Raw genomic sequence first — 23,079 nt, 5'->3', positions numbered from 1 at the left:
ACCTACGCAACCTGAGCAAAGGCGATCAGATGCTCGACGGAAAGTTTGTCATCGACGGCGTGGCCCATGCCTACAACGTGGACCCGTCGAACTACGCCGTGCAACCGACGGCGCAAGCGATCACCCAGATGGTCTATGCAGTGGCTGGGGGCAACGTCCCACCCGAGTATGCGGTACCCCCGGAGAAGTGGATCCGAGATTGGAGCACGGACGAGGTTACCAACCTCCTCTTCCGCGAAAGTGCCACGGACTTCGCCATTTTCCACCCCACACCGATCGGCGCCTACCACGACGGGATGACTTCCGTCGAGAAGGCCGCCGACACCATCCGACGATGGCCGTCGCGGTTCCTTACCTACGCCACCGTCGATCCGCTCCGCGGCAAAGCCGCGCTTGAAGAGTTCGACCGGCAGGTCGAACTCTTGGCGCCGATTGGCCTCAAGCTCTACCCATCCAGTTGGACTAAGGGTTACCACGAGGGCTGGCGGATGGGCGACCCGAAGGTTGCATTCCCGTTCTTCGAGCGGGCCCGCCAGCATGGGATCCGCACCGTAGCTGTGCACAAGGCCATCCCATTCGGCGACGTGCCGATGCAGTCCTACAAGGTCGACGATCTGGATGCCGCTGCCGCGGCATTTCCCGACTTGAACTTCGAGATTGTCCACGGCGGCGTGGCGTTCGTTGAGGAGACCGCTTGGCTACTGGGCCGATTCCCGAACGTTTGGGTTAACCTCGAAGGCCTCAGTTTCATCCTCGGCGCGAATCCGCGAACCTTCGCCTCGCTCCTCCTGGGACTCTGCAGCGTGGGCGGACCACTTGCACTCGATCGCATGGTCTGGGCCACCGGCGCGATGGCGGCCCACCCACGTCCGCTGCTCGACGCGTTCGCGCGTTTCCAGTTTCCGGACGACCTGCTGGCGAACGACGGCGGGCTGTTCAGCTCGGTCCCGCAGATCAGCGAAGAAACCAAAGAAAACATCCTCGGTCGCAACTATGCCCGCATGGCGGGCCTGGACATCGAGAAACTCGCGGCCGGCATGGCACGCGACGAGTTCAGCGGCGCCGACATCTCGGTTCCCGCCTACTCGACCACGAAGGTCGCCGTCGTATGAGCACACACAAGCGTATGGACGACCTTGCTGACCGCATCTACGAGCAACTGCGCGAGGTCATCGACCCGTGCAGTGTGGGGTCCGGTAACCCGATGAACATCGTCGAAATGGGCCTGATCAAAGCGATAGACATCAACGGCGGCGCCGTCCGTATTGATATGTGCCTGACATCGCCCACCTGCATGATGCTCGAACATTTCGTGGCCGAAGCACGTCGTTTCATCGGTCGGCTACCAGGAGTGACCGAGGTGGATGTGCGGGGCGACGTCGGTCTGGAGTGGACACCCGACCGAATCGACGACGCTGCCCGCAGTCGACGTCGCACGCACCTCGACCTGCTGACCGCTCGTCTCGCTCTGGAGGGAGGCGCAATCTCATGACAGGCAAGCTTGGTCGATTCGACGACAAAGTCGCGGTGGTCACCGGCGCGGCATCCGGCATCGGAGCCGCGATCACCCGGCGTTTGGTCACAGAAGGCGCACATGTGGTCGGTGGCGATATCTCCGCAGATGGACTCGAAGCACTCAACGACGAGCTCGGCGACGCGTTCTTCGGCGTACCCACAGACGTCACGGTCGAAGACCAAGCCGAGAACATGGTGAACATCGCCGAGCAGATGTGGGGAGCCCTCCACGTGGCGTTCAACGTGGCGGGCTCCGCCCGGATCGCCCCCGTCACCGAACTGCCAGAGGAGGATTGGGACTACACAATAGACTTGGTCCTCAAGGGTGTGTACCTTTGCACCAAACACGAGGCGCGCCTGATGCGGAGGACTGGTGGCGGGGCGATCGTCAACGTCTCGTCGCTCAACGCACACGTTCCGATGTTCGGCGGCAGTCCCTATGCGTCAGCCAAGGCCGGCACCGAGATGTTTACCAAGAACGCCGCGCTCGAGCTGGCAAGATACGGAATCAGAGTTAACGCCATCCTGCCCGGACTGGTCGACACACCAGCCACCGCGCAGTTCCTGAGTCATCCCGAACTGCGGGCCGACTATCTGAGCAGAATCGCACTCGGGCATCCTGCCAGCGCCGCCGAGGTCGCCGGGCCGTGCCTCTATCTGGCCAGTGACGACGCTGGTTACATCACTGGAACCAGCCTTGTCGTCGACGGCGGCTGGGAAATCACGGGCTATCCCGATCTGAGCAAGTACCTTTGATATGCCACTGCGTTTTCTCATCAGGGTGGCTTGCCCGACACCAGCCCCAATACCAGTGACTTGGAAGCTCGTTCACCGACGCCCGGATCCAGACGATCTAGGTCATGAAGGATATCGACATGCACGACCAGCCGATCTGCTCATCCGGAGCTGGGCTGTTATCTGCTCGCAGGCGCGCCTCGTTCACCGCGCGACCTGATCGATGAGGTCGTGCAAGCCGAGCAGCTCGGGCTGGGCTCGGCGTTCATCTCGGAGCGGTGGAACATCAAGGAGGCGGTCACCCTGTGCGGCGCCGCCGGTGCCGTGAGCAGCTCGCTGCAGATCATCACTGCGGGACGAACACCAACACCCGCCCTCCCCTGGTCACGGCGTCCTTCGCGACGACGATGCACCGGCTCACAGGCGGACGGTTCACCCTCGGTCTTGGGCGTGGTGCGAAGGGTATGTACGACATGTTCGGTCTGCCGACGTTCACCACGGCAGAGTTGGAGGACGTCGCGGGCCTGATGCGCAGACTGTGGTATGGGGAGACGGTCGTCGGCCATTCCGGCCCGGCCGGAGAATCCACATCGCCACCGCGGCGCCGACGAGCACCGCGGCAGGCGACGCTCGAGGCGCGAGCCGAATCCACCTGATCCGCAGTCAGCGCACGATCCGAAGCGCCTCGGTCGGGCAACCCTGCACCGCCTGCTCGACCGAGGCTAGCTCGTCATCCGGGACGTCTTCCCGAAGCTGGATGAGTTCGCCATTGTCGTCGACTTCGAAGAACGCCGAAGCTAGCGACTCGCAAATTCCCAACCCAGTGCACTTGCTTCGATCGACAACGACCTTTGACATTTCCGCCTCCTCTGTCGGGGTAACGATCGAGATGCCATCCGATCCTCCCCACTTGTTCATGGCCCTATTCGCGGCCACATTTGAATTGAGAACAAATTAGATTTTCATCCCGGTCAACGGACAGGGAACCGATGACTCCGACCCCGGGGGCACGCCCTGGGATACCGAAAGTTGGTGCGGCGCGAGCCCCAGGACAAGCCTTCTTCACCGCGACAAAGGGAGTCACTCGGTGGCAAAGAATCCTCCTGTACCGGGCTCGTACATCCGCGCCCGACGAAATTACGCGAACGAAACCGGTTGACGGAGCGAGGCTCATTTCCCGGATGCGCAGACCTTGCCGACATCGCGGCCGTCCGCAACAAGGACGTTCATCGCACCGACGACTAGAAGATCTTGCGCATGATCTTCATCGCGCGGTCGGTGTACGGCGGATAGATGAGCCGAATGTCCGGACGGAACGTCTTCTTCAGAACAGATTTGCGGTGGCTCAATGCCTCGAAACCCCAGCGACCGTGGTAAGCGCCGATGCCGCTGGCGCCGACTCCGCCGAACGGGAGTTGCGGCACCAGGCAGTGCATGGCGATGTGATTGATCACCACGCCGCCGCACGGGATATCGTCGACGAGACGCTTCTGCACGGAGCCGGACTTCGTGAAGTAGTACCCGGCAAGCGGTTTCGGCCGCGCGTTCACGAAGGCAATCGCCTCGTCGAGTGTTTCGTACGACAGCACGGGCAAGATCGGCCCGAAGATCTCCTCCTGCATCACCGCGTCCTCCGGATGCGGATCGACGATCACGGTCGGCTCGATCGACAACGACGACTCGGTCGCTCGCCCGCCGAGCACGATCCGTCCCTGCGTCTTGTCCAGATAGCTAGCAAGGCGATCGAACTGGCGCCGGTTGACGATGCGCCTCCCGTCGACGCTCGACTCCTGTTCGAATTCGCGGATCTGCGCGACGATCTTGTCCACGAGGCGATCGCGAATCCGACTGTCTGCCAGGACATAGTCCGGCGCAATGCACGTTTGCCCAGAATTCAACAGCTTGACCCAGGCTATCCGGCGGGCAACCACATCGAGATCCGCGTCCTGGGCGACGATCGCCGGGCTCTTGCCGCCCAGTTCCAAGGTCACCGGAGTCAAGGTCGGGGCCGCGCCGGCCATGATCTTCTTGCCGATGTCGGTACCACCGGTGAACAGCGCGTGATCGAACCCACGAGACAGAAGATCCTGGGTGACCGATGCACCGCCCTCGACCACCGCAACCGCGTCGGAATCGAGGTATTCCGGCACCACCCGGGCCAGCAGGGCGGACGTCGCGGGGGCGAGCTCGGACGGTTTGAGCGCCGCGCAGTTACCGGCCGACAAGGCAGCGACCAGAGGCGAGAGTGTCAGATAGACCGGATAATTCCACGGTCCGATGATCAGCACCACTCCGAGCGGCTCGAATTGCATCCATGCCGAGCCCGGGTAATGGATGACGGACAGCGACTGCCGCTGCCGCCGCATCCAGCGGCGTAAGTGCTTGATCGCGAAAACGGCCTCACCGCGGGTGGAGGCGATATCACCGAACCATGCCTCGGCTTTGTTCCGGCCGAGGTCGTCAGCGAGCGCGGCGGCGATCTCCTCCTCCCGCTCGTCGAGCAGCCGCACAATGCTCCGCAGTTGCTCGAGCCGCCACTCCAGGCCACGGGTCCGGTTCGAAGCGAATCCACGCCGCATTCGCGCCACTGCTGCAGTCACCTGCTCGGCAGTCACCTGCTCGGCAGTCGTCTGATCGGTCTTCATCTGGTCTGTCGTCATCTGCTCGGTTTCGATCTGCTCGGTGTGCTCATCGGCACAACATCGCCGGGAGGTATTCGACGGCATGGACTTCCGGGAACATCGGTGCGGTAGCTCTTCCGATACATCCGCTGCTCTTCGCCGTCTCAGACCAGTAGGTCCGCGCGCGCGTCCCGCTTCAGGCTCTCGATATAGACGGGGTATAGCTTGCTGCCCAGTGGAGCCAGCTTGAGCATGCTTCCGATGTTCCCGCTGATCTTGATCTTGCCCCTGGCCATCGCGAGCGGCAGACTGACCTTTCCCTGCCAATAGGCGTTGCCCGTGTCGGCAGTCATCTGCATGGTCGCGGTCGCCCTCCCGAAATGCTCCCGTCCCAGTTCCACCACACTCGCGGCCGCGTCGACGACCAGGAAGGCCTCCGGATCGGAGAACTCGAAACCGAGAACGACACCGGTGGCCGCCAACTTCGGCCCGATCTCCGGGTCGGCGAACACGGAATCGAAGATTCCTCCGATGTATTTGTAAACCTCGCCCGCGTCCTTGAAGGCCATGCCAGTTCCTCTCCCACGCGGCAGCGCCCGTGTCAAAATGGAATATAGCTTCAATTAAATTTTGTCCGAGAATTGTCGCACCGTCCCGCAGATCGATATCCCAGCGCAAGCTGCCGATCCGGCCACGCGTTACGCTGTCGAGCCGATCCCGCTCAGCTACGCCAACCCCGTCGTGGTGCGGCTCACCGACAATGTGATTAGCGTAACATAAGTAGACTTACGCACAAGTGGCGGCTTCCGGCCAGCGTCAGCAACCGACAACCCCACATACCGACGGAGACCCATGGCCACCAAGCAGGACTACTTCGATGCCGCGTTCGAACTGCTCGCCGAACAGGGCTACAGCGCACTGAAGCAGGCGCCGCTGTGCAAGCGGCTCCGGGTGACGACAGGGTCGTTCTATCACTACTTCGACAACTGGCACGATTTCACCTCGCAGCTGCTCGCGCACTGGCTCAGCGAGCGCACGACGCAGCTGGTGAAAATCGCGCAGCAACACCGCGACCCCACCGACCAGGTGGAGACACTGGTGCATTTCGCACTCGAACTCCCCCATCGCGCCGAGGCCGCGATACGGGTTTGGAGCAAGATCGACCCCGAAGTCCGCGCAGTGCAGGACGCGGTGGACAGCCAGCGGATGGAGGTGGTGCTGCAAGCCGCGCGGATGATCTTCGACGACGAGGAGGAAGCGCTGAACCATACCCGCTGGGGCCTGTACCTCCTCACCGGATACCAGCAACTGGACGCCGGCGAGAACCTGGCGGCGTTCGAATGGGTTGTGCGCAGACTGTTGCGCGATTTGCAGGACGCCTATGCGAAAAGGGGTACCTGAGCGCCGATCCGGAGCCGGTCGTCCCTTCTCGGTGACCCGGCTGCTGCACATCCGGCGCGGTGCACGTCGGCGAAGTGGTTGCGGGCGAGCCGCGTCGCCCATGTCGCCACCGATCGCTCTCACCTGGTCGGCGCACCCTTCGGCTCTTCGGCCTCAGGACCGGCCCCCTCCGAAGCGCTATCGGAGAGGGCGACCCCGACCCGCGAATCGTATTGCTGCCGCTCGGCGCGGTCGAACTCGAGGAAAGTCGTATCGGCGCCGATCAGACGGTTCAGGGTGTCCCGCAGGCGACGCCCGAGCAGAGGCTGGATCAGCAACATGACGCCGAGCGCCCCAGGCAGGTAGACATCCCGCTTGCGTGCCGCAATTGCGCGCACGATGCCCTCGGCCACCTCTCCCGGCTCGAGCGTACGGAAGAATCGCGTACCCGATGTGCCCGAGATCAGTTCGGTATTGGTGAACGACGGCAGGACACAGGTGAAGAACACGCCCGCCTTCGCGAACTCCACGCGCGCCGTCTCGGTCATCGAGATGGCAGCCGCTTTGCTGGCCCCGTAGGTCAGGCCCCCGGGCACCGGCGCGGTACCTGCCATGGAGGACACGTTCACAATGTGTCCCTGTCCACGAGCAATCATGGCGGGCAAGGCGGTGCGCATGCCGATCAAAGGACCCGCGACGTTGATGTCCAGGATTCGCTTCGACAGCGGTGTCGATTCGTCGAGAAACGGGCCGATCGGCATGATGCCCGCGTTGTTGATCAAAATGTCGAGTGGGCCGAACCGCTTCTCCGCCCGGGCCAAGAAGGCGGCGAAAGACTGCTCGTCGGCGACGTCGAGCCGCATGGCTTCGACATCCGGCCCGATCTCGGCGGCCGCGCGCACGACGGCGTCGCCGTCGATGTCACCGATCACCACCTTGGCGCCGCGGCGATGCAACGCCTCGGCGGTCGCCCGTCCGATTCCCCGCGCCGCACCGGTAATGGCGACAACGCGACCTCCGATCCGTGCGGTCAGTTTCGATTCTCTCATTTCCTACCTACTTCATCGGAGGTCGTCGGCCGCGATTTTCTATTCGACATCGGGCGCGCCGACGGCCTGAACGATTAGCGTCTTGATTAATCTGCATTAGATAGTCGATGGGCGGACGCCCATCGTCGACGGAGCCGAGCTCCGACGGACGCCCGAGAAAGGTGTTCAGGACCCGGCGTACCGTTTCTTCAGTTCACCCTTGATCAGCTTGCCCGTCGGCGTCCGCGGCAGGTCGTCCACGAAGAACACCTTCCGCGGCGCCTTGTACGAGGCGATCTTCGACTTGACGAAAGCGATGATCTCCCGCTCGGTTTCCGGCCCCGGCTGAACTCCCGGGGCGGGCTCGACGAACGCAGCGACGTACTCGCCCATCTCCGGGTCGGGAAGGCCGACCACCGCGACGTCGTGAATCGCCGGATGCAGCGTCAGGATGTTCTCCGTCTCCTGGGGATAGATGTTCACACCACCCGAGATGATCATGAAAGCCTTGCGATCGGTGAGGAACAGGAAACCGTCTTCGTCCAGGTAACCGACATCGCCCAGGGTCGTCCACGTCTTGTGGTCGGGATGCTGTGCGGCTTCGGTCTTCTCGGGGGCGTTGTGGTAGGCGAACACCTGGGTCTCGCGTTCCACGTAAACGGTGCCGATCTCGCCGACGGGCAGCTCGCGGCCCTCGTCGTCGCAGATGTGCAGCACTCCGATAGCCGATTTTCCGACAGTGCCGGGCTTGGTCAGCCACGTCGCGCTGTCGGTGATCGTCATACCGTTGCCTTCGGTACCGCTGTAGTACTCCACCAGGATCGGCCCCCACCAATCGATCATCTTCTGCTTGACTTCGACCGGGCACGGGGCGGCGGCGTGGACGGCGGAGCGCAGACCGGATACGTCGTACCGATCGCGAACATTCTCGGGGAGTTGCAGCATGCGCACGAACATCGTGGGCACGAACTGGGCGTGCGTGACACCCCGCTCGGATATCGCGCGCAAGCAGGTCTCCGCGTCGAACTTCTTCAGCATGAGGACGGTTCCGCCTGCGGCGTGCACCGCGGCGCACCAGCGCAGCGGCGCGGCATGATAGATCGGCGCGGGGCTGAGATACACCGTGTCCTCACCGAGCTGAAAGTACATCCGCAGCAAGCCGGCCAGCGGGTCTCCCCCCTCGGTGATCTGGGTCGCGGGCAGCGCGGGCCGGACGCCTTTGGGCCGGCCGGTGGTGCCCGACGAATACAGCATCGGCATGCCGTGCGGCTGATTGTCCAGCGGCGTGTCCGGAGCGGAGCCAAGTGCGTCCTCGTATGGCGCATAGCCTTCGACCGTGCCACCGAAGGCGAGCTCGAGTTTCACCGCGACCGTCTCGCCTGCGATGGCGGACGCGACCTCGCTCTTGGCCGCCGCGACGATCAGCGCACGCGCACCCGAGTCATTGACGATGTAGGCGACTTCTTCGGACGCGAGGTGGTGGTTGATGACGGTGATATACAGGCCGGAGCGCAGGGCTGCCCAGTAGACCTCGAAAGCCCGCAGATCGTTGTCGGTCAGCAGGGCGATTACATCGCCCGGGCGAAGCCCGGAGTCGGCCAGCAGGTGGGCCAGTCTGGTCGAGCGGTCCTCGAGCTCGCCGTAGGTCAGGGTCTCGCCCGTGTCTACGAGGGTCGCCGCGACTTTGTCGGGCGTGCGGGCGGCATAAGTACCCGGGTACATCGATCTGCTCCTTACGAACTGTAGTGAAGTGTTCTGAACGGGAGCGAGCCTTTGCGCACCGCGCGATTTCGCTCCCCGACGCGACATGGATCAGAGCGTGGTTCCTGCACGCCTCGCGGCCGTGGCCGGGCTCCGGAATGGGACACGGGCGATCGGTCTCGGCCGACGAGCGACCGAAGCGCCCGGAGATGCCGGGGCGGCATCCCTTGTGCTGTCGAAGGGTCTGGACATTTCACGGGCGCTATCGCCTCCCGATCTCGAAATCTCAGCTTGCCGAGGCGGCCGGCACGGCTGGACCACTGTGATGTCTGGCACAACCTGGCTAAAATCTAGTTAGCCCTAACTAGAAAATCAAGGGGCAGAGCAGAGCGCTCCGAATCTCCCAGCGGGAAAGACCGCTCAGGCGTGCACCAGTATCGCGTGCGCGATCGCATCGATCTCCTGGGCCAATCGAGGCCGCGCGTGTATGTCCTCGACCCGGACCAGCTCGTGCACGGCCGACAGGGCCGCGTTTACGCGGACTTTGGCGACAGCGTCGTAGAGCCTTCCGTCGAGCTCTTGCAATGCCACCACCCACTCCCGCACCCCTTCACGGAGCACGGCGGTCGTCTGCTGCCGAGCAGCGGGCGGCAGATTGACCGACTCGCAGACGTAGATGCCGACCAGCGCATAGTTCTGCAAGCAGAATGCGGTGTACGAGCTGATCAGCTCTGCCAAGGATGGGCTCGCGCCACTCACGGCACGGCGCTTCCGGTCAGCCGCCAGCCGGGTGGTCGCGCGCTCGAATGCCGCGACCAGGATGTCGGCTTTGGTCGGGAAGTAGTAGTACAGGCTCGGTCCGGTCATGCCGATCGCGGCACCGATGTCATCGAGCGGGACCGCATTGTATCCCCGATGAAAGAACAGATCGATCGCCTTGTCGACTACCTCCGTGCGCCGGGAGTCCACCGGCTCGACGGGTTCGACCGCCTCGTCCTTCGGCTGCCCGACAGGCGCATCGCGAGCCGGGAGGTCTTCGAGACGGAGACGAAGCACGGCCAGGGCGGCGCGGGCGAGTTCACGCTCGTACACCATGCGCGGCAACGTCGTCTTACTGATCGAGGGGCTGGATAACGCCGCCGCCGCCGCGGCCACCAGCAGACGGTCCGTGCCGGGGGTGAGACCAGGCCGTTCTCTTCGCAATCGTTCGGCTACCTCGTCGGTGATGCGACCCCACTGCTCCCAGACCTTTGCGCCCGAGTCCGGGTCCAGGAAGCGGGACTCGCGTTGCAGCAGGATCCACAGATCAGGCCGATCTATCCCGATGTCGGCGAGAGCGGAGATCAGGTCGTCGAGGGAGCCGTCGGTGGTGCGGACCAGCGCCTCGTCGACCGCGTCCAGGCCGGTCGCTATCGCTTCGGCCAGCAACGCCTGCTTGTTGCGAAAATGCCGGTACACCGCCGGTCCGGTGACACCGACTTCCGCGGCCACGTCAGCGAGCGAGACACGGTGGTAGCCGAGTTGATGGAACCGGGCCGCCGCGGCCAGTGCCAGCTGTGCGCGGCGCTCGGCTGCGGGCAGGCGCGCGGCGCGCACGGCTATCGCGCCGTCCGGTGAGGCCATGCTGCGGCTCCTCGCTGCTGTGTTCTGATGTTCGCTCTCGCCAATCGTGCCCGGCTGCGGGCACGGCAACAAACCATTGCTTAGTTAATGCTAACTAGACTATCCTCTCAACTGTTGGCGCGGAACATCGTGAGCGATATCGCCTTGACAAAGGGCGGCAGGCGCAGGATCCGATCCACGCAGACGAGCCCTTGCCGTGGACGGCGGGCATCGATGCGCTCCGCGTCACGCCCAGATGCGCAAATATCGGGAGGTTCGACCTTGTCAACGCCTGACGCTTCCACCAGCACCACAGCGGCCCACCGGCCGTATCACCCGATCGACATCTCCAGTGACGAATTCTGGAGACTTCGCCCAGAGCAGCGAGAGGAGTTGTTCGCACGGCTGCGGGCCGAAGCACCCGTGTCCTGGCAGCGGCCGATCCACAGCCCCCTCATGGGCGGCGACGACGGATCCCCTGGCTACTGGGCCGTGGTGAGTCTCAACGACATCGCGACCGTGAGCCGCCGCGCGGATGTGTTCTCCTCCGCCCGGGGCGGGCCGACCTTCGAGGAGTTTCCGCCGGAGGTACTGGAGATGGCCAGCTCCATTCTCGCGATGGACGCTCCGCGCCATCCGAAGGTCCGCAAACTGATCAGCTCGGTGTTCACTCCCAAGCGGGTTGGTCTGATCGAGGATCAGATCGCGGAGCAGGCTCGGCGTATCGTCGGAGCCATCGCGGGTAAGGGGAAAGTCGAATTCGTATCGGAGGTCTCGTCGAGACTGCCGATGTGGACGATCTCGGAAATGATCGGGATTCCGCAGGAGCGTCGCGAAGAAGTCACCGCGGCGGCCAACGCCATGATCAGCTGGGGGGACGACGAGACGATCGCGGACTCGGATTCGCTCACGGTCATGTTCAACGCCCTGGTGACCCTGCACGGCGCATGCCAGGACGTGATCGAGATGCGCCGCGAGCGGCCCGAGAACGATCTGATCTCCGCACTCATCGCCGCGGAAGTCGACGGACAGCGGCTCACCGACGACGACATCCGTTCGTTCTTCACGCTGCTGTGCGTGGCGGGCAACGACACCACCAAACAGACCACCACGCACACGCTCCGCGCACTCACTATGCACCCGGAGCAGCGGGACTGGCTGCTGGCCGACTACGACGCACGGATCGTCGGCGCCGTCGAAGAGTTCGTGCGCTGGGCATCACCCGTGATGACCTTCCGCCGGACCGCCTTGGAGCGATTCGAGCTGAACGGCGTGACCATCGAGCCCGGTGCGAAGGTCGCCATGTTCTACAGCTCCGGCAACCGTGACGAGGAGGTCTTCGACCGCCCGCTGGAGTTCGATCTCCAGCGCGCCCCCAACCCGCACGTCGCCTTCGGTGGCGGCGGACCGCACTACTGTCTCGGCGCGCACCTCGCCAAGGCACAGCTGCGATCCATCGTCCGAGAGCTCTACACCCAATTGCCCGACATCAAGGCGGTCGGCGAGCCCAAGTACCTCGTCAGCACCTTGATCAACGGCATCAGCGAGCAGTGGTGCGAGTTCACCCCGGTCAGGTGAGAACCCCTCCCGTGCACAAGGCTGTGGCGGCTGTCCTGCGCAGAGCAGCGCCCGCCATCGCCGCCCGGTTGTCCGAGCGGCCCGGCGAGCGAGTGACCGGTTAGCTGGCATCTGCCGTGAAATCCGTGCTCCCGGACCAGCGTTCGGGCACGACGGCGGGTGTCAGCGCAGCGGATGCCGAGCGCGCATACTGCGAGGGCAGTCGACGCACCCCTGCGGCCCAACCGCAGCCTGCCTCCGCGCCCGCCCGCTCGAGGAGCAGTCCGGATGGGCCGACGCGAGTAGGCCTGCGCGCAACTCGTTGTAGAACAAGCGATCCGGCGTGCCGGTGTGCGCCCTCGAGGCGATCGCGCTGACCGGCAGGCCGCACCGCTGCCCGCTCGGGGGCAGGCGCCTCGACAGGCCGATGACCGCGCCTCGGCCGCGGAGTCGAGCGCGTATCACCGGTCCGGACCCGCGTCGAAGCCGACAACACTTGCCACGAGTTCGTGAAAGTTCGGTGCCTGCAACGCTTCTGTTATTCGTGCGCGGCGACGGTCACGACTCGTATTGCCGTCCGGTGACTACGGCTCGGACGCATTGCCGGCCGGTACTGTCGAGCCCGGTCACCTCGATCAGCCCGAACAGTCGGCCGACGTGAACCGGCCGGGCCTCGACGCGCACCGCCGCACCCCGCGCGGGCGGCCGCAGATACGCGACCTGAAGCCGCGCGGTCCGCAGGCAGCCATGCCTCGCGAACACCTCGGCGGCCGCCGCCTCGGCCAGGCCCGCCCACACCCCGCCGTGCAGGATTCCGTATACGTTGTGCCATCGTCGCGGATCGGTGAGCTCCACGCGCACGGCATCCGCGTCCGAGGCGATCCGCAGTCCCATATGCTCGGCGAAATTCGCTGCTCCGGAACCGAATTCGGCCATATTCTGGGTGCCGTTCAGTGCCTGCGAGGCAGCCACGTATTGCACCCGGGTGGTGCCGACGGCGATGAGTATCCCAGCGTCGTCCCGCACTTCGCACTGGGCGAATCCCGATGTCCGATCCTCTTGCGGGGCCCAGGAAATGGCGTGCACCGCGGTCGTGGTCCACGGCGGCGGCACGATGACATCGAGCGACAGCTCAGTGGTCAAAGACCACTTGTCCGCCGCGCGGGCGACGTAGAAGACCTCGCCGAGGACGTGGTCGAGCAGCACGCCGAGCGCGCCGACCTGCGCACGCCCGGCGGAGTCGTTCATCCACGGGCCGGTCAGCATGACCGAGCGCAGCAGCGAGCCATCGGCGCGGCATCCGACGACACCGAAGCGCCGCTCCACCGCGCCCGGCTTGCAGTCCGGGGACAGGTCCGTCAGGAATTCGCCATCGGACGTCGGAAGACCACCATAAACAGACTTCGGGCAGGACATCGTGCTCCTCGTGCTCGGGCAGGCAGGCGGCTCGGTTACTTCTTCTTGATCTTGCTGTAGGCCTCGTTGATCCGCGCCACGATGTCCGGGTGCCAGATCACCTCCCGGTAGGCGAGCGTCTCGTAGGTGAGCGCGCTGATCGGATCCATGGCGGGCGCTCGCCGAGCCATCTCTTTGTTGTTCACCGCGGACTTGGCCGTGGTCTCGGCGATGGAACTCGCCAGCGCGGTCGCCTGCGCCACGACTCGGCCGGTGGGCGCGAGCCGATCGATCAGTCCGATCCGCAAAGCCTCCTGAGCGTCGATCCGGTCGCCGGAGAACGTCAGCAGCTTCGCCTGGCTCAGGCCGACGATCCGCCAGAGTGGGGAGAAGTACGGTGTGAGGCCGAACTTGATCTGCGGATATCCCAAAATCGCGTTCTCGCTGCCGATCCGGATGTCGGCGAAGACGGCGATATCGCAACCACCACCCAAAGCGGGTCCGCCGACCGCGGCGATGGTGGGCTTGCGGTAGTCCAGCAGTGTGCCGTAGGCGCGCAGGCACGCCTCCGAGTAGATCGCGCGAGTCTCGGTGTCGTTGAATCCGGACTGGAAGTTCAGGTCCAGACCTGCGCAGAACACATCCTCACCACCGGTGATCACCACCGCGGCGACGTCGTCGTCATAGGCCCAGGCGTCGAGCTGATCGCTCAAATCCGTCATGAGCTCCACGCTGAGCGCGTTACGGCGGTCGAGCCGGTCGAAGGTGATCGTGCCCACGCCATCTTCGGCTGTCGACTTGATGTTCTGGAATTCGGTCACGGTTGCGTCCTTTCGTGTGTTTCCCTCAGTGGAAACCCGAGGTCATCGGGTTCGGGTGGAATAGTCGATGTCTTCGATTTCGGCGAGCCGATGCTTCTGGATCTTCCCGGTCGCGCTCCGGGGAATAGCCGCGACGACGTGCCAGTGCGTGGGGATCTTCTGCTTGGCCAGCTTCTGCTGCTCGAGGTGCACGATCAGCTGATCCGGTCCCTGCCACTGGACGCCGCCGCGCAGCACGAGCCATGCCCCGACGCCCTCGCCCAGCCGGTCGTCCGGTACGGCGGTGACCGCCGCGTTCTCCACATCAGGGTGCGAGGCGATGGCGAGTTCGATGTCCATCGTGGAGAATTTCTCGCCGCCGCGGTTGATGATGTCCTTGCTCCTGCCGGTCATCTGAACCCACCCCTGATCGTCGACCAGTCCGACATCACCGGGGTAGAACCAGCCGTCTCCATCGATCTGCGCCGCGGTCAGCTCCGCGTCGGTGTAGCCGGACAGCAGTTGCGGCCCTCGTATCCGCAGTTCTCCTACCGTTCCCGGCGCCACCAGCCGCCGCTGCTCGTCCACGACCTGAATCTCCATGCCGCGCAGGATCCGGCCGTCCCACTCCCGGCGCCGGCCGAGGGGGTCGTGCCGCGAGGCGCCGGCGCAGACACCGGCGGTCTCGGTCATCCCGTAGGCACGGAAGGCGGAGACCCCCACCTCGGCGGCGCGTTCGATGAGAGGCGCCGGGATGGCGGCGCCGGCGCAGGCGTACACGGAGAGGCGATGTTCGGCGGCGATGCCTCGCTCGTATCGCTCCACCAGGTCGGATAGGAAGACCGTTGCGCCCATCATCAGTGACACCCGTTCCTGCTCGATGAGCCGGACCGCCTCGTCCGGCTGCCAGCCGCGGACGATCACCGACCGGCCGCCGAGGAATGCCGGGAACACCACTCCGGCCACGAAACCGCCCAGATGCGACAGCGGCGTCGCCGCCATGGTCACGGTCTGCTCACCCGCCTCGAGCACCTCCTGGAAGTTGCGCATGTGCGCGAACAGCGCCCGGCTGGACAGGAGCGCGCCCTTAGGTGCCGAGGTCGTGCCGGAGGTGTACAACAGCAGCGCGGGCTCCTCGGCCGACAGCGGCTCCGGGAGTTCCGTGTCGATTTCGCCCGGACCGGAAGGCACGTGCGCCCATCCGTCCCGGCTCCCCCCGACGACGTAGCGAACGACGGGCTCCAGATCGAGTTCGGCGAGCAGGCCGTCGATCTCCTCGACCGGCCGCCGGCCGTGCAGCTCGGTGATCGCGGCGATCGCGGCAGGCCGGCAGTCCGCCAAGATGCGGCGTATCTCGTGCTCACGGTAGATCGGCACGATCGGAACGTCGACCGCGCCGATTCTGAACGCCGCGACCTGGAGGACCAATGCCTCGAGCGAGTTGGGCAGTTGAACCAATACCCGATCGTGTCTGCGCACGCCGCGGCGGAACAGATCGGCGGCCACCGTCCGGGTCCAGCCGTCGAATTCGCCGTAGGTGACCCGCCTGCCCTCGAAGCAGAACAGCTCGCGATCCGGGTCTTGCGCGGCCCGGGCAGACACCAGATCACCGATCCGCTCGTCAGTCCACAGGCCTGTTGCCCGATAGGTCGCGTACCGGTATTCGGCGGACAAATGCGATGTGGTGGTCACCATCGGCTCCTTTCCAGGGACGGCTTCGCCCTCGGTTGCGCGTGTGTCAGTGGCCCAGACCTTCGGTCGCCCCGCCCTTTCCGAACGCGGGCAATCGGACCGTCAGTGAGCCGGCGGGTGAAAGACCGCTGTATCCGGAGTCCGCGGCGACGCGCGGCCGGCAGCCGGTGGCGCCGATGTGGTCCAGCTTGTTCGCGTGACGCCACTTCCCTCGCCTGATCTTAGTGAAGATTAACTAAGTATCATAGTCTCATCTCGATGGTTGCCGCACGGCCATCGGAAACCCGAGGTCCGCGCCGAGTACCGCGCCGAGCAGGGCCTCGAGTTCGACTCCGATCCGCGGGCGGACATGCAACTGACCGACTCGAGCGACGTCGTTCACGACGCCGCGAGCCGCGTGCACCAGCACGAGACGCGATTGTTCGTTCAAGTCCGGCCGTCGCAGCGCCAGCGCGTTCGACCACTGATCCACGTTGGCCGACAGCTCGGCGCCGATCCGGCGGCGGTATTGCGGGGGCAGGTTGATCGCCTCGGTGACGTAGACGCCGATCAGGTGCCGCTGCTCGATGCTGACCTCTATATAGCCGCGCACCAGGTCATCGAGGGCGGTATTCGACCTCCCCTCCTGATCGATCGTGAACCGGTGCGCGGCCCTGGTGAATGCCGTCACCAGCAGATCCGACTTGGTCGCGAAGTGGTAGTAGATGCTGGGACCGGTCGAGCCCGCCGCCGTCGCGATGTCGTCCAGGCTGACCGCGCCGTAACCGTGCTCATGGAACAACCTGATCGCGGTCTCCAGCAGCTCCTCGCCCCGGGAGGGCGCGACATCCCTGCGGTCGGCGTCGAGCACGAGGATCGCGGCCGGGCCTGTTTCGGGAAGCCGCGCCCCGGCCACCGCCGCCGCGGCGGCGACAAGGACTTGTTGATACTCCTCGCGCGGCAACTGCACCCGACTCACCGACGGACTGGACAGCGCTCCCAGGACCGCCGTGACGAGCAGTGCGCTCTGCGCATTGTCCAAATCGGGTCGTGCGCTTCGCATCCGAGCGGAGAACCGGGCTACGAACGCGTCGAAACGGGCCTTGACCGGCGCACGCTCCTCGCCGTCCAGATGCCGCATCTCTCGTTGCAGCAGGACCCACAGGTCACGTCGGTCCAGCGCCGCACCGGCAAGGCTGAACAGCAGGGCGTGCATCGAATCGTCGCGGACCTGGTCGAACGCGGTGTCGACCACGTCCAGCGAGTTGTCAATAGCTGCGGCGAGCAGGGCGTTCTTGTTCCGGAAGTGCCGGTAGACCGCCGGTGCGGTCACACCGACCGCGTTGGCCACATCCGCCAGCGACACCTGGTGGAAGCCGAACCGGTGGAAGCGCCGCGCGGCCTCCTGCGCGAGTTGCCGCCTGCGCTCTTCGGCCCGGATCCGGCGCGCACCGAGGCGGGAACTGTCCGTTGTCGCTGGTGCCACCCCTTCGGTCCTCCGTTCTGCGCCCAGTTCTCGTCGACCGGGTTTCCGCTCTGGACTTCATTAGTTAATATTCACTAAAATACAGTGTGGATCCGTAATGGCAATTCGATGAAGCAACGGAAGGACAGACCATGTCGAACTCACCGTCGATATCGGAGGCGTTCATCTATGACGCGATCCGCACCCCTCGCGGACGCGGGAAGAGTTCGGGCTCCCTGCACACCATCAAGCCCGTTTCCCTGGTGGTCGGCCTGATCGACGAACTCCGTGCCCGGCACCCCGGCCTGGATCCGGCCGCGATCGACGACTTGGTCCTGGGGATCGTCTCCCCGGTAGGCGACCAGGGATCGGTTCTTCCTCGCACGGCCGCGATGGCAGCCGGACTGCCCGACACGGTCGCCGGAGTCCAACTCAACCGGTTCTGCGGCTCGGGTCTGGAGGCGGTCAACACCGCCGCCCAGAAGGTGCGTTCGGGCTGGGACCAGCTGGTGATCGCGGGCGGCGTGGAGTCGATGTCCCGGCTGCCCCTCGGAGTCGACGGCGGCGCGTGGATGAACGACCCGGACACCAACTTCCAGACCTCGTTCATCCCGCAGGGAGTCGGTGCCGATTTGATCGCCACGATCGAGGGCTTCACCCGCGAGACCGTCGACACCTACGCCGAACGCTCGCAACGCCTCGCCGCGGCCGCCTGGTCCGGCGGCTACTTCACCAAGTCGATCGTGCCGGTGCGGGACCGCAACGGCGTAACCGTTCTGGACCAGGACGAGCACATGCGGCCGGGCACCACCGCCGAATCGCTCGGCTCGCTGCGGCCTTCCTTCGAAAAGCTCGGGCAGCAGGGCGGTTTCGACGCGGTGGCGCTGCAGCGTTACCACTGGGTCGAGCGCATCGAGCACGTGCACCACGCCGGCAACTCCTCGGGCATCGTCGACGGAGCCGCGCTGGTGCTGATCGGAGAGGAGCGGATCGGCACCCGCTACGGGCTCACCCCGCGAGCACGGGTGGTCGCGACGGCAACCTCCGGAGCCGATTCGACGATCATGCTGACCGGTCCCATCCCGGCGACGCGCAAACTGCTCGATCACGTCGGCCTGACTGTCGATGACATCGATTTGTTCGAGATCAACGAGGCGTTCGCGGCCGTCCCGCTGAAATACGCCAAGGATCTCGGCATCCCGCTCGACAAGATCAATGTGAACGGTGGGGCCATCGCGATGGGCCACCCGCTGGGCGCGACCGGCGCGATGCTCGTCGGCACCATGCTCGACGAGCTAGAGCGCAGGCAGGCACGCCGCGCCGTCATCACCCTGTGCATCGGCGCCGGAATGGGCGTCGCCACCCTCATCGAGCGGCTGTGAACCGCCTCCACCAACCCACTGGGAGCCACTCCGTGAACAACTTCGAACACCCGATGTTCCGCTGGGAACGAGACTCCGACGGCATTGTGACCGTCACGATGGACGATCCCGGCCAGTCGGCCAACACCATCAACGACCGGTTTCGCGCCGAACTGCCCGTACTCGTCGACCACCTGTGGGCCGAACGCGATTCGATCGCCGGAGTGATCATTGCCTCGGCCAAGAAGACCTTTCTCGCCGGCGGCGATCTGCACATGATCGTGCAGGCGACGCCGGATCGGATCACCGAGGTCACAGCTATGTTCGGGGGCGTCAGGCATGCCCTGCGCCGGCTGGAGACCCTCGGCAGGCCGGTCGTCGCGGCGATCGCCGGAGCTTCGCTGGGCGGCGGCCTGGAACTCGCCTTGGCTTGTCATCACCGTGTCGCCCTCGACGGGCCCGGCGTCAGCGTCGGTCTTCCCGAGGTGACGCTCGGGCTGATGCCGGGCGCGGGCGGGACCGCACGCACGGTCCGCATGTTCGGCCTGCAGACAGCGTTGCAAGAGATCCTGCTGACCGGAAAGAAGTTCCGTTCGGCCGCCGCGCTGCGCCAGGGACTCGTGGACGAGCTGGTGACCGACGCCGCGCAGCTCACCGAGGTGTGCCGGGCCTGGATCCTAGCGAATCCCGAACCGGCGGCCCAGCCCTGGGACCGCCCCGGATATCGGATCCCCGGCGGCACCCCGGCCGACCCGGCGGTGGCCGCCATCCTGCCGTCGCTGCCCGCGATCCTGCGCGGCCGCACGCACGGGTCCCCAGCGCCCGCACAACGCAGCCTGCTCGCCGCCGCGGTGGAAGGAGCGCAGGTCGACTTCGACAACGCGCTGCTGATCGAATCGCGGTACTGCGCCGAGCTGGTCTGCAGCCCGATCTCGACCAACATCATCAAGTCGATGTTCTTCGACATGAAGGCCATCAACGAAGGCTCCAACCGGCCCGCGGGGTACCCGCCGCATCGGGCGCGCAAGGTCGTCGTGCTGGGCGCGGGGATGATGGGCGCGGGGATCGCCTATGTGAGTGCGCGCGCGGGTCTCGACGTCGTACTGAAGGACGTGTCCCAGGAAGCCGCCGAACGGGGGAAGGCCTACAGCGCAAAGATTCTGGACAAGTTCGTCCAGCGCGGCACCATCACCGCCGAACAGCGGGACGAGATCCTCGCACGGATCCGTCCGACCGTCGACGCCGCCGACGCCGCGGACGCGGACCTGCTCATCGAAGCGGTCTTCGAGGACCCCGCACTGAAGAAGAAGGTCATCTCCGAAACGGTGGCCTACCTCGCACCCGGCGCGGTGATCGCCTCCAACACCTCGACGCTGCCCATTTCGGATCTGGCGGAAGGGGCGTCCGCACCGGAGGACTTCATCGGGCTGCACTTCTTCTCCCCCGTGGACAAGATGGCGCTGCTGGAGATCGTGGTCGGAGAGAAGACCAGCGATGCCACCCTCGCCAAGGCGATCGACATCGCGCGGCAGATCGGCAAGACCCCGATCGTCGTCAACGACAGCCGAGGGTTCTTCACCAGCCGCGTCATCCTGGAGTTCGTCAACGAGGCCATCGCACTCGTCGGCGAGGGCGTCCCGGCGGCGTCGATCGAGCAGGCGGCGACACAGGCCGGTTACCCGGTCGGCGCGCTCGCGCTCATCGACGAACTGTCGCTCACCCTCATGCGCAAGATCCGCGAGGAGACCGGCGAGAGCTATCGCGCGGCAGGCGTCGAATCGCCGGTTCACCCCGCCGCGGCGGTCGTCGACCGGATGATCGACGAGCTGGGGCGCAAGGGCCGCGCGGCCGGTGCGGGCTTCTACGAGTACTCCGAGGGGCGCAAGGCCGGCCTGTGGACTGGTCTGACCGGTGCCTTCGGTGGCACGAACCTGACCGTTCCGTTGATCGACATGCAGGAGCGCATGCTTTTCGCGGAAGCGCTCGACACGGTCCGATGCCTGGACGCGGGCGTGCTGCGCGCGGTCGAGGACGCCAATGTCGGCTCGATCCTCGGGATCGGCTTCCCCGCGTGGACCGGTGGGGTTATCCAGTACATCAACCAGTACGAGGATGGTTTGCCGGGATTCGTGGCGCGATCCCGTGACCTCGCCGAGCGCTACGGCGAGCGTTTCACGCCGCCGACGTCCCTCGTTCGCAAAGCAGAGAATGGAGAAATCTACTCGTGAGCATCGAAATCTCGGCGCGCCCGCTGGCGGGACGCACGATTCTGATGTCCGGCGGCAGCCGGGGCATCGGCCTGTCCATCGCTGTTCGCGCAGCGCGCGATGGCGCGAATATCGCTCTGCTCGCCAAGACCGACACCCCCGACCCGCGGCTGCCCGGTACCGTGCACACGGCGGTGGCGGAGATCCAGGAGGCCGGCGGCAACGGCCTGGCCATCGTCGGCGATGTCCGCAACGAGGACGATGTCCAGCGTGCGGTGGAGCAAACCGTGGCCGCCTTCGGTGGGATCGATATCCTCGTGAACAACGCTTCGGCGATCACCCTCTCCCCCATCGGCAAACTGCCGATCAAGCGCTACGACCTGATGCTCGACGTCAACGCGCGCGGCACCTTCGCGATGATCAGCGCCGCGTTGCCGCAGCTGTACGAGTCCGACAACCCGCACGTCCTGACGCTGTCGCCACCATTGAACCTCGATCCCTACTGGATGCACGCGCACGCGCCGTACACCGTCAGCAAGTACGCCATGACGATGCTTACGATCGGCCTCGCCGGCCAGGAGCACCCGTCGCCGCTGGCCGCGAACTGCCTGTGGCCGAAGACCACGATCGCGACCGCGGCCGTCCAGAACATCGTCGGCGGGGACGCGGCGATGCGCGTATCGCGCTCGCCCGAGATCATGGCCGACGCCGCGCACGCGATCCTGTCCCGCAAGGCTGCCGACTGCACCGGTCAGTGCTTCGTCGACGACGAAGTGCTGCGCGCCGAAGGCATCACCGACTTCAGCGGATACCGGTTCGCAGACGCGGCCGAAGCCGACCTCCAGACCGACCTGTTCCTGGCCGGGGGCGAAAGTGCCTGACTCGACGCACAGCGCCTACGACGAGGAACACGAACTGTTCCGCCAGACCGTGCGTTCCTTCATCAAAGCCGAAGTGGCGCCGCATGACGAGGAGTGGGAGGCACGCAAGCGCGTCGACAGGTCGATGTTCCGCAAGGCGGGCGACGCCGGGATGCTCCTGTTCGGCACCCCGGAGCAGCACGGCGGAACCGGCGTCGACGACTTCCGCTTCAACGCGGTGCTGGATGAAGAGTTCGCCCGAGCCGGATACGGCTCGGCGGGCCTTGGCCTCGCCCTGCAAAACGACGTCGTCGGCCCGTACCTGCTCGATCTGACGAACGAGGAGCAGAAGGCGCGCTGGCTGCCCGGCATGACCTCTGGCGAGCTGATCGGCGCGATCGCGATGACCGAACCGGGCACCGGCAGTGACCTCGCGGGTATCGCGACCCGCGCGGTGCGCGACGGCGACGACTACGTCCTCGACGGCGCCAAGACATTCATCTCCAACGGACAGAACGCCGACCTCGTCGTCGTGGCGGCGCGTACCTCCGACGACAAGCACCGCGGCCTGACCCTGCTCGTCGTCGAACGGGGCATGGCCGGTTTCGAACGGGGACGGAATCTGGACAAATTGGGCTTGCACGGCCAGGACACAAGTGAACTGCACTTCACCAATGTGCGTGTGCCCGTGGCCAACCGGCTCGGCGAAGAGGGCCAAGGATTCTTCCAGCTGATGCGCAATCTGCCCCAGGAACGGCTTTCTCTGGCGGTGACCGCGGTCGGCGCCGCGGAGGGCGTCCTGGCTCGCACCATGCAGTACGTCACCGATCGCCGTGCTTTCGGCCAGCCGATCGGGTCCTTTCAAAACAGTCGGTTCCTGCTGGCCGAGCTGCACACCGAGGTAGAGATCGCCCGCATCTTCGTGGATCACTGCGTGGCCCTGCACACGCGAAGACAGTTGAGCGCGGTGAAGGCCGCCAAGGCGAAGTGGTGGTGCACCGAGCTGCAGGTCCGGGTCGCCGACCGCTGCCTGCAACTGCACGGTGGCTACGGTTACATGCGCGAATACCCGGTCAGCAGGGCATTTGCCGACGCCCGGATCCAGACCATCTACGGCGGCACGACCGAGATCATGAAAGAGATCATCGGTCGTGACCTCGGTCTCTGAGGACATCGGGATG

19 protein-coding genes and 1 pseudogene are annotated in these 23,079 nt (G+C 65.4%); 10 read left to right on the top strand and 10 right to left on the bottom strand.

Annotated elements, in window-relative coordinates; all coding sequences use genetic code 11:
* Positions 1–29: 29 nt before the first annotated feature.
* From ACT86A_RS13505 to ACT86A_RS13490, 4 genes and pseudogenes are all read left to right on the top strand, one after another.
* Positions 30–1,112: an amidohydrolase family protein gene (locus ACT86A_RS13505; protein WP_445092440.1), complete on the top strand. Its 1,083-nt coding sequence runs from the start codon at positions 30–32 to the stop codon at positions 1,110–1,112.
* Positions 1,109–1,492: a metal-sulfur cluster assembly factor gene (locus ACT86A_RS13500; RefSeq protein WP_445092439.1), complete on the top strand. Its 384-nt coding sequence runs from the start codon at positions 1,109–1,111 to the stop codon at positions 1,490–1,492. The genes ACT86A_RS13505 and ACT86A_RS13500 overlap by 4 nt, the downstream gene beginning before the upstream one ends.
* Complete coding sequence (locus ACT86A_RS13495; protein ID WP_445092438.1) at positions 1,489–2,271, top strand: SDR family NAD(P)-dependent oxidoreductase; 783 nt, start codon at positions 1,489–1,491, stop codon at positions 2,269–2,271. Before ACT86A_RS13500 ends, ACT86A_RS13495 begins: the two co-directional genes overlap by 4 nt.
* A 111-nt stretch (positions 2,272–2,382) precedes the next feature.
* Positions 2,383–2,834, top strand: a pseudogene (locus ACT86A_RS13490) (LLM class flavin-dependent oxidoreductase); the annotation flags it as partial.
* A gap of 79 nt (positions 2,835–2,913) precedes the next feature.
* Here ACT86A_RS13490 and ACT86A_RS13485 read toward each other — a convergent pair.
* The 3 genes from ACT86A_RS13485 to ACT86A_RS13475 all read right to left on the bottom strand — a co-directional run bounded on the left by ACT86A_RS13485 (position 2,914) and on the right by ACT86A_RS13475 (position 5,440).
* Positions 2,914–3,168, bottom strand: coding sequence for a ferredoxin (locus tag ACT86A_RS13485; RefSeq protein ID WP_445092437.1), 255 nt, complete (start codon positions 3,166–3,168; stop codon positions 2,914–2,916).
* Between the two features lie 323 nt (positions 3,169–3,491).
* Positions 3,492–4,910 carry an aldehyde dehydrogenase family protein gene (locus ACT86A_RS13480; protein WP_445092436.1) on the bottom strand — a complete coding sequence of 473 codons (1,419 nt, stop codon included), beginning with the start codon at positions 4,908–4,910 and terminating at the stop codon, positions 3,492–3,494.
* 125 nt (positions 4,911–5,035) lie between these two features.
* Positions 5,036–5,440 (bottom strand): SCP2 sterol-binding domain-containing protein, encoded by a 405-nt coding sequence (locus tag ACT86A_RS13475; RefSeq protein WP_445092435.1) that lies wholly within the window; start codon positions 5,438–5,440, stop codon positions 5,036–5,038.
* Positions 5,441–5,723: 283 nt separating this feature from the next.
* Here ACT86A_RS13475 and ACT86A_RS13470 point away from each other — a divergent pair, with 283 nt between their 5' ends.
* Entirely contained in the window at positions 5,724–6,272 is a 549-nt protein-coding gene (locus ACT86A_RS13470; protein ID WP_445092434.1) for a TetR/AcrR family transcriptional regulator, read from the top strand.
* 119 nt (positions 6,273–6,391) lie between these two features.
* Here the strand turns inward: ACT86A_RS13470 and ACT86A_RS13465 are convergent, their stop codons facing one another.
* The 3 genes from ACT86A_RS13465 to ACT86A_RS13455 all read right to left on the bottom strand — a co-directional run bounded on the left by ACT86A_RS13465 (position 6,392) and on the right by ACT86A_RS13455 (position 10,603).
* Entirely contained in the window at positions 6,392–7,300 is a 909-nt protein-coding gene (locus ACT86A_RS13465; RefSeq protein ID WP_445092433.1) for an SDR family oxidoreductase, read from the bottom strand.
* A 165-nt stretch (positions 7,301–7,465) separates the two neighbouring features.
* Complete coding sequence (locus ACT86A_RS13460) at positions 7,466–9,001, bottom strand: acyl-CoA synthetase (RefSeq protein WP_445092432.1); 1,536 nt, start codon at positions 8,999–9,001, stop codon at positions 7,466–7,468.
* Positions 9,002–9,400: 399 nt separating this feature from the next.
* Positions 9,401–10,603 carry a TetR/AcrR family transcriptional regulator gene (locus ACT86A_RS13455; RefSeq protein ID WP_445092431.1) on the bottom strand — a complete coding sequence of 401 codons (1,203 nt, stop codon included), beginning with the start codon at positions 10,601–10,603 and terminating at the stop codon, positions 9,401–9,403.
* Between the two features lie 261 nt (positions 10,604–10,864).
* Here ACT86A_RS13455 and ACT86A_RS13450 point away from each other — a divergent pair, with 261 nt between their 5' ends.
* Positions 10,865–12,160: a cytochrome P450 gene (locus ACT86A_RS13450; RefSeq protein WP_445092430.1), complete on the top strand. Its 1,296-nt coding sequence runs from the start codon at positions 10,865–10,867 to the stop codon at positions 12,158–12,160.
* A 537-nt stretch (positions 12,161–12,697) separates the two neighbouring features.
* Here ACT86A_RS13450 and ACT86A_RS13445 read toward each other — a convergent pair.
* From ACT86A_RS13445 to ACT86A_RS13430, 4 genes are all read right to left on the bottom strand, one after another.
* Positions 12,698–13,555 (bottom strand): PaaI family thioesterase, encoded by an 858-nt coding sequence (locus ACT86A_RS13445; protein WP_445092429.1) that lies wholly within the window; start codon positions 13,553–13,555, stop codon positions 12,698–12,700.
* 35 nt (positions 13,556–13,590) lie between these two features.
* On the bottom strand, positions 13,591–14,355 hold the full coding sequence (locus ACT86A_RS13440) for an enoyl-CoA hydratase/isomerase family protein (protein ID WP_445092428.1): 765 nt from the start codon (positions 14,353–14,355) through the stop codon (positions 13,591–13,593).
* A 42-nt stretch (positions 14,356–14,397) separates the two neighbouring features.
* Positions 14,398–16,026 carry a class I adenylate-forming enzyme family protein gene (locus tag ACT86A_RS13435; protein WP_445092427.1) on the bottom strand — a complete coding sequence of 543 codons (1,629 nt, stop codon included), beginning with the start codon at positions 16,024–16,026 and terminating at the stop codon, positions 14,398–14,400.
* 250 nt (positions 16,027–16,276) lie between these two features.
* On the bottom strand, positions 16,277–17,491 hold the full coding sequence (locus tag ACT86A_RS13430) for a TetR/AcrR family transcriptional regulator (RefSeq protein ID WP_445092426.1): 1,215 nt from the start codon (positions 17,489–17,491) through the stop codon (positions 16,277–16,279).
* 131 nt (positions 17,492–17,622) lie between these two features.
* On the opposite strand from ACT86A_RS13430, the gene ACT86A_RS13425 reads away from it, so the two are divergent.
* From ACT86A_RS13425 to ACT86A_RS13410, 4 genes are read left to right on the top strand one after another with little or no spacing between them, the layout of a single operon-like run.
* Complete coding sequence (locus ACT86A_RS13425; protein WP_445092425.1) at positions 17,623–18,852, top strand: acetyl-CoA C-acetyltransferase; 1,230 nt, start codon at positions 17,623–17,625, stop codon at positions 18,850–18,852.
* Positions 18,853–18,905: 53 nt separating this feature from the next.
* Positions 18,906–21,059 carry a 3-hydroxyacyl-CoA dehydrogenase NAD-binding domain-containing protein gene (locus ACT86A_RS13420; RefSeq protein WP_445092573.1) on the top strand — a complete coding sequence of 718 codons (2,154 nt, stop codon included), beginning with the start codon at positions 18,906–18,908 and terminating at the stop codon, positions 21,057–21,059.
* Positions 21,056–21,919: an SDR family oxidoreductase gene (locus ACT86A_RS13415; RefSeq protein ID WP_445092424.1), complete on the top strand. Its 864-nt coding sequence runs from the start codon at positions 21,056–21,058 to the stop codon at positions 21,917–21,919. Before ACT86A_RS13420 ends, ACT86A_RS13415 begins: the two co-directional genes overlap by 4 nt.
* A complete protein-coding gene (locus ACT86A_RS13410; protein ID WP_445092423.1) occupies positions 21,912–23,066 on the top strand; it encodes an acyl-CoA dehydrogenase family protein in 1,155 nt (384 codons plus the stop codon). The genes ACT86A_RS13415 and ACT86A_RS13410 overlap by 8 nt, the downstream gene beginning before the upstream one ends.
* Positions 23,067–23,079 lie beyond the last annotated feature (13 nt).

The organism is Nocardia glycosmidis, assembly GCF_052545115.1.
The sequence above is the reverse complement of the archived record's forward strand: the minus strand, read 5'-3'. Positions and strand labels throughout refer to the sequence as shown.

Bases quoted from the DNA above. Each gene is read 5' to 3' on its own strand.
- ACT86A_RS13460 (WP_445092432.1), bottom strand. From the start codon at position 9,001: ATGTACCCGGGTACTTATGCCGCCCGCACGCCCGACAAAGTCGCGGCG.
- ACT86A_RS13470 (WP_445092434.1), top strand. From the start codon at position 5,724: ATGGCCACCAAGCAGGACTACTTCGATGCCGCGTTCGAACTGCTCGCC.
- ACT86A_RS13445 (WP_445092429.1), bottom strand. From the start codon at position 13,555: ATGTCCTGCCCGAAGTCTGTTTATGGTGGTCTTCCGACGTCCGATGGC.
- ACT86A_RS13505 (WP_445092440.1), top strand. From the start codon at position 30: ATGCTCGACGGAAAGTTTGTCATCGACGGCGTGGCCCATGCCTACAAC.
- ACT86A_RS13425 (WP_445092425.1), top strand. From the start codon at position 17,623: ATGTCGAACTCACCGTCGATATCGGAGGCGTTCATCTATGACGCGATC.
- ACT86A_RS13485 (WP_445092437.1), bottom strand. From the start codon at position 3,168: ATGAACAAGTGGGGAGGATCGGATGGCATCTCGATCGTTACCCCGACA.
- ACT86A_RS13420 (WP_445092573.1), top strand. From the start codon at position 18,906: ATGTTCCGCTGGGAACGAGACTCCGACGGCATTGTGACCGTCACGATG.
- ACT86A_RS13455 (WP_445092431.1), bottom strand. From the start codon at position 10,603: ATGGCCTCACCGGACGGCGCGATAGCCGTGCGCGCCGCGCGCCTGCCC.
- ACT86A_RS13480 (WP_445092436.1), bottom strand. From the start codon at position 4,910: ATGACGACAGACCAGATGAAGACCGATCAGACGACTGCCGAGCAGGTG.
- ACT86A_RS13475 (WP_445092435.1), bottom strand. From the start codon at position 5,440: ATGGCCTTCAAGGACGCGGGCGAGGTTTACAAATACATCGGAGGAATC.
- ACT86A_RS13500 (WP_445092439.1), top strand. From the start codon at position 1,109: ATGAGCACACACAAGCGTATGGACGACCTTGCTGACCGCATCTACGAG.
- ACT86A_RS13495 (WP_445092438.1), top strand. From the start codon at position 1,489: ATGACAGGCAAGCTTGGTCGATTCGACGACAAAGTCGCGGTGGTCACC.
- ACT86A_RS13465 (WP_445092433.1), bottom strand. From the start codon at position 7,300: ATGAGAGAATCGAAACTGACCGCACGGATCGGAGGTCGCGTTGTCGCC.